Origin of the sequence: Pelorhabdus rhamnosifermentans, from assembly GCF_018835585.1 — a bacterium.
Lineage (GTDB): Bacteria > Bacillota > Negativicutes > UMGS1260 > UMGS1260 > Pelorhabdus > Pelorhabdus rhamnosifermentans.
On record NZ_JAHGVE010000176.1, the window covers coordinates 1 to 241 of the forward strand.

Annotated in this window: 1 protein-coding gene; it reads right to left on the bottom strand. The window is 67.6% G+C overall.

Translation table 11 applies throughout. From position 1 onward, the window contains the following. Nucleotides 1-2 precede the first annotated feature (2 nt). On the bottom strand, nt 3-241 hold a 239-nt coding region (locus tag Ga0466249_RS26255; protein ID WP_215832429.1), incomplete at its 5' end, for a TolC family protein.

Below are 241 nucleotides of genomic sequence, written 5' to 3' on the forward strand. Positions count from 1 at the left end.
GCTTATTCCGTGACGTAGTAGCGCAGCTTCAGCGCCGCGCGCAGCCGCTGCAGGCGCAGTTCGAGGAAGGAAAGCTGCGCGTCGAGCAGGGCCTGCCTGGCTTCGAGCACTGCGCTCATGGGGCCGTTGCCGCTGCGGTATTCGGCCAGTGTGGCGTCCACTCGTGCCGTGAATGGCGGCAGCACGTCGGCCTGGTAGCGGTCGATGCGCTGGCCCAGCGCTTCCCACTCCCGGTATGTGC